A 9264-nucleotide genomic window follows, 5' to 3' on the forward strand; every position below is an offset into this window, starting at 1 on the left:
GGTCGAGGGTGGTTTCCAGGCTGACATCGAAGGTGTGCAGATTGCGGTTGTTCACGCCAACCAGTGGAGTGTCGAGGGTTTTCAAGGCCCGCTCCAACTCGTCGCCGTCGTGGACTTCCACCAGCACATCGAGGTTGACGCTTTTGGCCACGGCCGCCAGTTCGGCCATTTTCACGTCATCCAGCGCGGAAACGATCAACAGCACGCAGTCGGCACCCAAGGCACGGGCTTCGACGATCTGGTATGGATCGATCATGAAGTCCTTGCGGATCACCGGCAGCTGGCACGCCGCGCGGGCCTGTTGCAGGTACGCATCCGCGCCCTGGAAGTAGTCGATGTCGGTGAGTACCGACAGGCAGGTCGCGCCGCCCTTCTCGTAGCTTCTGGCGATGTCGGCGGGAACGAAGTTCTCGCGGATCACACCTTTGCTCGGCGAGGCTTTTTTGATTTCGGCAATGACTGCCGGCTGCTTCAGCTTGGCCTGAGCCAGCAAGGCCTTGGCAAAACCACGGGGTGCATCGGCCGTCTTGGCCAGACTTTCCAGCTCGGCGAGGCTGACGCGAGCGCTGCGCTCGGCGACTTCCTCGACCTTGCGCGCCAGAATCTTTTGCAGAACCGTCGGTACACTCATCCCTCATTCTCCACTTTGAATACCGCGGTAAACGCACCCAGCTCCTCGAGCTTTTCCCGAGCGAGGCCGGTGTGCAGCGCATCGTGCGCAAGTGCAACTCCCTCTTTCAAACTGCTGGCATGGTCGGCTGCGTACAGCGCGGCACCGGCATTGAGCATGATCATCTCGGCCGCTTTCTGACCGTTCTCGGTCTTGCGCTTGCCCAGGGCATCGCGAATCAGTTCCAGGGACGCCGCCGGGCTATCCACCGCCAGGCCATGCAAGCTCTGGCTCTTCATGCCCAGGTCTTCCGGCTCGACCCAATACTCGGTGATCTGGTCGTTTTTCAGCTCTGCCACGAAGGTCGGTGCTGCCAGGCTGAACTCATCCAGGCCATCCTTCGAATGCACCACCAGCACATGCTTGCTGCCCAGACGCTGCAACACTTCCGCCAGCGGCCGGCACAATGCCTGGGTGAACACGCCCACCACCTGATGCTTCACACCGGCCGGATTCGTAAGCGGGCCGAGCATGTTGAACAAGGTCCGCAGACCCAGTTCGCGGCGCGGGCTTGCAGCGTATTTCATCGCAGAGTGATGGGTCTGGGCAAACATGAAACCAATACCAACGTTATCAATGCAGCGCGCCACTTGCACCGGTGTCAGGTTCAGGTAGATACCGGCCGCCTCCAGCAGATCGGCACTGMCGCTCTTGCCCGAGACTGCACGGTTGCCGTGCTTGGCCACGGTGCAGCCAGCAGCGGAAACCACGAACGCAGCAGCGGTCGACACGTTGAAGATATTGGCGCCGTCGCCGCCGGTGCCGACCACATCGACCACACCGTCGAGTGTCTTGAGTTCGACTTTGTCCGCCAGCTCGCGCATCACCGACACCGCGCCGACGATCTCGTCGATGCTTTCGCTCTTCATGCGCATGGCCATCATGAACGCGCCGATCTGCGCGTCGGAGCATTGCCCGGTCATGATTTCGCGCATGACATCGCGCATTTCATCGGTGCTGAGGTCGAGGTGATCGACGATTCGGCTCAGGGCTGTCTTGATATTCATGAAAAGTCCTTAGCGCGTGCCGCCGGTTTGTTTGAGGAAGTTGGCGAACAGTTCGTGGCCCTGTTCGGTGAGGATCGACTCAGGGTGAAACTGCACGCCCTCGATGTTCAGCGTCTTGTGACGCAGGCCCATGATCTCGTCGACCGAGCCGTCTTCGAGCTGGGTCCAGGCGGTCAGTTCCAGACAATCTGGCAGGGTTTCGCGCTTGACGATCAATGAATGATAGCGCGTGACCGTCAGCGGACGATTCAGGCCCTCGAATACACCCTTGTCCTCGTGAAATACCGGGCTAGTCTTACCGTGCATCACTTGGCGGGCGCGCACCACATCACCACCAAAAGCCTGGCCGATGGACTGGTGGCCGAGGCAGACGCCAAGAATCGGCAGTTTGCCGGCGAAATGCTTGATCGCTTCAATCGAGATGCCGGCTTCGGTCGGCGTGCAAGGACCGGGGGACACAACGATGCGCTCAGGGTTGAGGGCTTCGATTTCAGCGATGGTCAGTTCATCGTTGCGCACGACCTTGACTTGGGAGCCGAGCTCGCCCAGGTACTGCACAACGTTGTAGGTAAAGGAGTCGTAGTTATCGATCATCAGCAACATGGCGTTTAGAACCTCTTGAATTCACTGACTTTTAAGATGGCCTTCGAATGATTTACCCGCAGAGCGCTGCGCTTTGTCTGGTGCTGGAGCAGCGCCAGCAAAGCGGCATTTCAAACAGGTAAAGAAGGCAAAGCGATACAGGTCCGGCAAGGCCGGCAAAAGAATTCAGGCGCGCCAACGCCAGCGGGCGTGTGCCTTGATGACTTGATCCAGGAGTTTACTGATGATCAACACGGGGAAGGTCTCGTTCGTACGTTCCGGCACAGTAACTTAGCTGGGCAGAGCGCGCAATATCGCCGGGGGTGCTGCCCGCGAAACTATCAAAGGCTTCGCGACAGATGGCAAAAGGCCGAAAGTTTTTGGTACTGTCGTTTCGTTCACTACAACAATAAATAAACGGACTTGCTCATGATCAAACAGTCGTTGTTTGTACCACTCGCAGGATGCTTGCTCGCGATCGCATGCGCCCAGGCGAACGCCGCACCTAATCCTTATACAAGTTTCATTGTCTTCGGGGACAGCCTCAACGACGCTGGGACCTTTGCCGACACGGGYGGGCCTGCCGGGGCGACGCAGCGCTTCACCAACCGGACGGGGCCGGTGTACCTGGATGGCAGTGGCGAAGTCCGCTCGCTCAACGCCACGCAGATTCTGGGCGGAAAACTGGGGTTTTCACCAGACCAGACGGCATCCTCTGCTTCAGCAGTTCGCGCCAACGAAGGCCTGCCTGATGGTAACAACTGGGCTGTAGGCGGCTACCGTACCGACCAGATTCTTGATTCGATTACCAGCACCTCCGCCACCGGCGAACGCACCCGGGCCGGCTATCTTCCATCCAATAACTTCCGTGCCGACCCGAACGCACTGTATTACCTGTCGGGCGGCGGTAACGACTTCCTGCAAGGTCGAGTCACCAGTCTGCCCCAGGCCAGTGCCGCCGCCGACCGCCTGGCCGACAGCGTGCAGACGCTGCAAACCGCCGGCGCCAAGTACGTCATGGTCTGGTTGCTGCCCGATATCGGCTTTACCCCGGCGTTCAACGGCACCCCGCTGCAAGCGTTCACGTCCCAACTCAGCGCCCAGTTCAACACTGAACTGGTAAGCCGACTGCAAAACATCAATGCCGAAGTCATCCCGCTCAACATTCCGGTACTGCTCAAAGAGACGTTCGCCAACCCGGCACAGTTTGGCCTGGCCACCGACCAGAACCTCATCGCCACCTGCTTCAGCGGCAACGGCTGCACCGAGAACGCCCGCTACGGCATCAACAGCGCCACGCCGGACCCGACCAAGCTGATCTACAACGACTCGGTGCACCCCACCGAAGCCGGGCAGCGCCTGATTGCCGATTACGCCTATTCCCTACTGGCGGCGCCGTGGGAGCTGACCTTGCTGCCGGAAATGGCCCAGGGCACCGTGCGTGCGCATCAGGATGAATTGCGCAATCAGTGGCTGGCCGATTGGGAAAACTGGCAAGGCGTCGGCCAATGGCGAGCCATTGTTTCCGGCGGCGGACAGCATCAGGACTTTGACGGTCAGGACAGCGTGGCAAGCGCCGACGGTAACGGAGCCAACCTGAACATTGGTGGCAGCTATCGTCTCGACGATGCCTGGCGTGTCGGCCTGGTGGCCGGTTTCTATAACCAGAAACTCGAAGCCGGCAACAACGATTCCGACTACAAGCTCAACACTTACCTGGGCACGGCATTCGCCCAGTACCAGCAAAACCGTGTGTGGGCTGATGYGGCGTTGACGGCCGGGCATCTGGATTACGATAGCCTCAAGCGTAAATTCCAGCTGGGCGTCAACGAACGCGGCGAAAAAGGCGATACCAGCGGCTACGTCGAAGCCTTCAGCGCACGCGTGGGTTACGACATTGCGCAACAAGCCAGCAGCCCCTGGCACCTGTCTCCGTTTGTCAGCGCCGACTTCTCCAAGGTACAAGTCGACGGTTACTCGGAGGACGGCAACAATTCCACGGCGCTGACCTTCGCCGATCAGGAGCGTATTTCCCGGCGTCTGGGCGCTGGCCTGCAAGGCAAATACCAGATCACCCCGCAAACCCAGGTTTTCGGCGAAGCGGCAATCGAGCGTGAGTACAACGACGACACTCAGGACGTGGGTATCAACCTCAACAGCCTGCCGAACAATCAGTTCACGCTGGAAGGCTACACCCCGCAAAGTCATTTGCAACGTGTGAACCTTGGGGTGAGCCACAACCTCACCAAGGACCTGGCATTGCGCGCCAGCTACAGTATTCGCAAGGACGACGATTTCACCCAACAGGGCATCAACCTAGGTGTTGCGCTGGACTTCTGATGTGCAGGCAATAAAAAACGCGGCGCCCTCACAGGCGCCGCGTTTTTTTTGGCGATGAGATCATTGTGGGAGCGAGCTTGCTCGCGATGAGGGCTTCACAGTCAACATTGATGTTGCCTGTCCCACCGCTATCGCGAGCAAGCTCGCTCCCACAGGATTTGTGGTCAGCTCAGCTTTCCGGGGTCTGTTCAGCCAGGGCAACGGCGCGGAACATCGCGCGACGCTTGTTCAGGGTTTCTTCCCATTCCAGCGCCGGCACCGAGTCAGCCACAATGCCGCCACCGGCCTGCACGTGCAGTTCGCCGTTCTTGATCACCGCCGTGCGGATCGCAATGGCGGTGTCCATGTTGCCGTTCCAGGCGAAGTAACCGACTGCACCGCCGTAGACGCCACGCTTGACCGGCTCCAGTTCGTCGATGATTTCCATTGCGCGAATCTTCGGTGCGCCGGACAAGGTGCCCGCCGGCAGAATCGCTCGCAGTGCGTCCATGGCCGTCAGCCCTGCTTTCAGTTGCCCGGTGACGTTGGACACGATGTGCATCACGTTGGAGTATCGCTCGATGACCATCTTCTCGGTGAGCTTCACCGAACCGATTTCCGATACGCGACCGGTGTCGTTGCGACCGAGGTCGATCAGCATCAAGTGTTCGGCGATTTCCTTGTCGTCCGACAGCAGGTCTTTTTCCAGCGCCAGGTCGGCCTCTTCGTTGGCGCCCCGCGGACGGGTGCCGGCAATCGGGCGCACGGTGATCAGGTTGTCTTCGACCCGCACCAGCACTTCCGGCGAACTGCCGACGACGTGGAAGTCGCCGAAGTTGAAGAAGTACATGTAAGGCGTCGGGTTGAAGCAGCGCAGTGCGCGGTACAGATCGATCGGTGCCGCCTTGAAGTCGATCGACATGCGCTGGGACGGCACGACCTGCATGCAGTCACCGGCCAGAATGTATTCCTTGATGGTGTCGACGGCTTTTTCGTAATCGTCCTGGGTGAAACTGGAGCGGAATACCGGGTCAGCCGATTGTTGTTTGCTGAAGTCCAGGCCACGGCGTGGGGTGATCGGCTGACGGAGTTTTTCCAGCAGCTCTTCCAGGCGTGCGCGACCTTGTTCGAAGGCGTCTTCCTGCGCCGGGTCGGCCAAGACGATGGCGTGCATCTTGCCGGCCAGGTTATCGAACACCACCACCGCGTCGGAAACCATCAGCAGAATGTCCGGCACGCCCAGCGGATCCGGGTTCGGGCACTTGCCCAGACGCTTTTCCACGTAACGCACGCAGTCGTAACCGAAGTAGCCCACCAGGCCGCCGTTGAAGCGCGGCAGGCCGGCAATGGTCGGCACGTTGTAGCGGGCCTTGAAGGTTTCGACGAAGGCCAGCGGGTCTTCCACATCGTGGCTTTCGGTCTCGACGCCATCGACGGTCACGCTGACGTGATGATCGTGAACCCGCAGCACGGTGCGGCACGGCAAGCCGATGATCGAGTAACGGCCCCACTTCTCGCCGCCCTGTACGGACTCCAGCAAGTAGGAATTGGGCTCGTCGGCCAGCTTCAGGTAGATCGACAGCGGCGTGTCGAAGTCGGCCAGGGTTTCGCAGGCAAGCGGGATGCGGTTGTAGCCGGCAGCGGCCAAACGCAGGAATTCTTCGCGGATCATGAGGTGCCTCGTGGCTTGAGGGTCGAACAGTCAGGTATGCAAACGCGCCGGATAACCGGCCAGAATCAAGTCAGGCGCGCCAACGCCAGCGGGCCAGGGCCTTGATGACTTTCATCCAGAGTTTGCGAGTGACCACCACGATGGCGTTTCCAGAAGGGGGTTTGACAGCGTCGGCCAACGTTATCTCAGCGGCCGGATCCAGGCAACCGGGAATTAGTTTGCGCAGGTCGTCGATCACCAGCGCCGGCGACTCTTCGGCAATTGGCCGACCGTGGTTATAGCCGTAGCTCAGGGCCACGCACTTGACCCCCGCCGCTTTCGCCGCCAGCACATCGCTGCGCGAATCGCCGACAAACAACGACTGCGAAGCCGGAATGTTGGCCATTTTCATCACGAAAAACAGCGCGGCCGGATCGGGTTTTTTCTGTGGCAGGGTGTCGCCGCCGATGATCCAGCGGAAGTAACGACCGATTTTCATCTGATCCAGCAGCGGCGCGACGAAACGCTCCGGCTTGTTGGTGATCAGCGCCATCTCGACGCCCTGCTTTTGCAGCCACTTGAGGAAGTCGCGCACACCGGGATACACCACCGTCAACTCATGGCTCTCGCCATAAGCCTGCATGAAATACTCCAGCGCCCGTTCGGCCTCGTGGTTATCGACCGCCGAATGATCGATAGCGCCAGCCAGCGCACGACGCACCAATACCGGCGCGCCGTTGCCGACCCATTCGCGTACTGCTTCCAGACCGGCGGGCTTACGACCGAGTTTGAGCAGCATCTTGTCCACAGCCACTGCCAGGTCCGGGACCGAGTCGATCAAGGTACCGTCCAGATCGAACATCACCAGCCGCGGCAGTTGCCCCGGGAACAACTGCTCAAAGCCACTCATGGGCGAGCCAGCGCCAGTTCGGAACGCATCTTGTCGATGACTTCCTGATAGTTCGGCGCATTGAAGATGGCCGAGCCGGCGACGAAGGTGTCGGCACCGGCCGCTGCGATTTCGCGGATGTTGTTCACGTTCACGCCACCGTCGATTTCCAGGCGAATGTCACGGCCGGAGGCATCGATCAGCGCCCGCACTTCACGCAGCTTGTCGAGGGTGCCAGGGATGAACTTCTGCCCGCCGAAGCCCGGGTTGACGCTCATCAACAGGATCATGTCGACCTTGTCCATGACGTACTTGAGCACATCCAGCGGGGTCGCCGGGTTGAACACCAGGCCCGACTTGCAGCCGCCTTCGCGGATCAATTGCAGGGAGCGGTCGATGTGCTGGGTGGCTTCCGGGTGGAAGGTGATGTAAGTAGCGCCGGCTTCGATGAAGTCGCCGACGATGCGGTCCACCGGGCTGACCATCAGGTGCGCGTCGATCGGCGCGGTCACGCCGTACTTGCGCAGTGCCGCGCAGACCATCGGGCCGATGGTCAGGTTGGGCACGTAGTGGTTGTCCATGACATCGAAGTGCACGAAGTCAGCGCCGGCGGCCAGGACATTGTCCACTTCTTCACCCAGGCGGGCGAAGTCGGCGGAGAGAATCGACGGAGCAATTACGAAGGGCTGCATGACGCACCTTTTCTGAGCAGAATCACGATGGCGCGCATTGTATACCTCATGCTTTGACGTGCGCACCGTGAGCGCGATGATTGGACCTTGCCATCATCCATCAACGGCAGAAGCCCTAATACGCCGCGCGATAGATCTTTTCGATATCGGTGGCACTCAATTTGCGCGGATTGTTGCGCATCAAGCGCTCGATCCCCGCTGCTTCCACGGCCATGGACGGGATGGCGTCCTCGGGCACACCGAAACTGCGCAGGCCCTGAGGAATTTCCACGGCTGCACACAGCTCGCTCATGGCTTGCACGGCTTTGTCGGCCGCTTCGTTGATGCTCAAATGAGCGGTCTTCACACCCATGGCCTCGGCGATATCCTGCATGCGTTCGATGCAGGCCATCTTGTTCCAGGTCATGACATGGGGCAGTAGCAAGGCATTACTGACCCCATGGGCAATGTTGAAACGCCCGCCCAGCGAATACGCCAGCGCATGCACCGCGCCGACCCCGGCATTGCCGAACGCCATCCCGGCCATCAGGCTGGCAGTGGCCATGTCTTCCCGGGCTTGCAGGTTCGACGGGTTGGCGTAGGCCTTGGGCAAAGCCTTGGCGATCAACTTGATGGCGCCAATGGCCAACGCATCGGTAATCGGCGAGGCGTTGACCGACAGATAGGACTCGATAGCGTGCACCAGCGCATCGACGCCGCTGGCCGCCGTGACGCTGCGCGGACAGGTCAGGGTCATTTGCGGACTGACCAGCGCCACATCCGGCAACAGGTAGTCGCTGACAATGCCCTTCTTCAGTTGCGCGACCTTGTCGGAAAGGATGGCGACGTTGGTCACTTCCGAGCCGGTGCCGGCGGTGGTCGGGATGGCAATCAGCGGCGGGCCCTTGCGCGGGACCTGATCGATACCGAACAGATCCTCCAGCGCGCCGTGGTAACCGGCATAGGCCGCCACGCTCTTGGCAATGTCGATGGCACTGCCGCCGCCGAGGCCGATCAAGCCGTCATGCCCACCGTCGCGATAGGCACGCATGCAATCTTCGACGATGGCGATTTCCGGGTCTGGCAGTACCCGATCGAAAATCTCGTAGCTGCGTTCGCCCAGCTGCGCCAGTGCCAGTTCTACTGTGCCTGATTTCACCAAAGCGACATCAGTGACGATCAGTGGGTTGTCGATGTCCAGACGCGCCAGCTCGGCAGACAATTGCTCGATGGCACCTGCGCCGGTGATCAGTTTGTGAGCGATCTTGAAAGAGGAAAGACTCATGTGCGCAGCCTCTTATAGATAGGGGAGCTGGGCACAATAGTAGCTGGGGATTGCGGGTTGTCTTCCATTCAGGTCATGAATGACCGAGTTTTCCGGGAACACCAAAATACACTGTAGGAGCGAGCTTGCTCGCGATGGTCGTCAACGATAACGCGGGCCTTCTGAATGCCCGCGTCGCACTCAGGTTCAT

General features: G+C 60.1%; 8 protein-coding genes. 1 reads left to right on the plus strand and 7 read right to left on the minus strand.

All coding sequences use genetic code 11. The annotated features are described in order from the left end of the window. The 3 genes from trpC to AC1DVH_RS21500 form a co-directional block, all read right to left on the minus strand. Nucleotides 1-631: indole-3-glycerol phosphate synthase TrpC (gene trpC / locus AC1DVH_RS21490; protein ID WP_477755503.1), on the minus strand; the 631-nt coding region annotated here is incomplete at its 3' end. Beyond that, entirely contained in the window at nt 628-1677 is a 1050-nt protein-coding gene (gene trpD / locus AC1DVH_RS21495) for an anthranilate phosphoribosyltransferase (protein ID WP_477755504.1), read from the minus strand. The genes trpC and trpD, both read right to left, overlap by 4 nt. Before the next feature lie 9 nt (nt 1678-1686). Beyond that, on the minus strand, nt 1687-2280 hold the full coding sequence (locus AC1DVH_RS21500; RefSeq protein ID WP_007906885.1) for an aminodeoxychorismate/anthranilate synthase component II: 594 nt from the start codon (nt 2278-2280) through the stop codon (nt 1687-1689). Nucleotides 2281-2688: 408 nt separating this feature from the next. On the opposite strand from AC1DVH_RS21500, the gene estP reads away from it, so the two are divergent. After that, on the plus strand, nt 2689-4599 hold the full coding sequence (gene estP / locus AC1DVH_RS21505) for an esterase EstP (RefSeq protein WP_477755505.1): 1911 nt from the start codon (nt 2689-2691) through the stop codon (nt 4597-4599). A gap of 169 nt (nt 4600-4768) precedes the next feature. On the opposite strand, the gene trpE is transcribed toward estP, so the two are convergent. The 4 genes from trpE to AC1DVH_RS21525 form a co-directional block, all read right to left on the minus strand. Further along, a complete protein-coding gene (gene trpE, locus AC1DVH_RS21510) occupies nt 4769-6250 on the minus strand; it encodes an anthranilate synthase component I (protein WP_477755506.1) in 1482 nt (493 codons plus the stop codon). Nucleotides 6251-6320: 70 nt separating this feature from the next. Further along, the gene (locus AC1DVH_RS21515) at nt 6321-7139 is read right to left on the minus strand and encodes a phosphoglycolate phosphatase (protein WP_007986028.1); all 819 of its coding nucleotides are present in this window, start codon (nt 7137-7139) and stop codon (nt 6321-6323) included. Further along, on the minus strand, nt 7136-7810 hold the full coding sequence (gene rpe / locus AC1DVH_RS21520) for a ribulose-phosphate 3-epimerase (protein WP_477755507.1): 675 nt from the start codon (nt 7808-7810) through the stop codon (nt 7136-7138). Before rpe ends, AC1DVH_RS21515 begins: the two co-directional genes overlap by 4 nt. Nucleotides 7811-7925: 115 nt before the next feature. Beyond that, nucleotides 7926-9074 (minus strand): iron-containing alcohol dehydrogenase, encoded by a 1149-nt coding sequence (locus AC1DVH_RS21525; RefSeq protein ID WP_477755508.1) that lies wholly within the window; start codon nt 9072-9074, stop codon nt 7926-7928. Nucleotides 9075-9264: the final 190 nt, after the last annotated feature.

The organism is Pseudomonas sp. P4_C3, assembly GCF_056402075.1.